The following is a 264-nucleotide window of genomic DNA, read 5'->3' on the forward strand; positions in this document are numbered from 1 at the left end:
TCAAGAACGTCCGCGACGCCGAGCACGGCCCGATCCTGCTCCACGTCGTCACCCAGAAGGGCAAGGGCTACGCGCCCGCCGAGGCCTCGGCCGACCGCTACCACGGCGTGGTCAAGTTCGACGTGGTCTCAGGGGTCCAGGCCAAGGCCAAGCCGAACGCGCCGGCCTACACGCGGGTGTTCGGCGAGAGCCTGATCAAGGCGGCCGACGCCGACGACAAGGTCGTGGCGATCACCGCGGCGATGCCGGGGGGCACCGGCATCG

At 70.8% G+C, this 264-nt stretch carries 1 pseudogene; it reads left to right on the plus strand.

Annotated features, from left to right (window positions below):
• Positions 1-264: pseudogene (locus ACLBYB_RS33520) on the plus strand (1-deoxy-D-xylulose-5-phosphate synthase); the annotation flags it as partial.

Source organism: Methylobacterium sp. D54C, assembly GCF_053345595.1.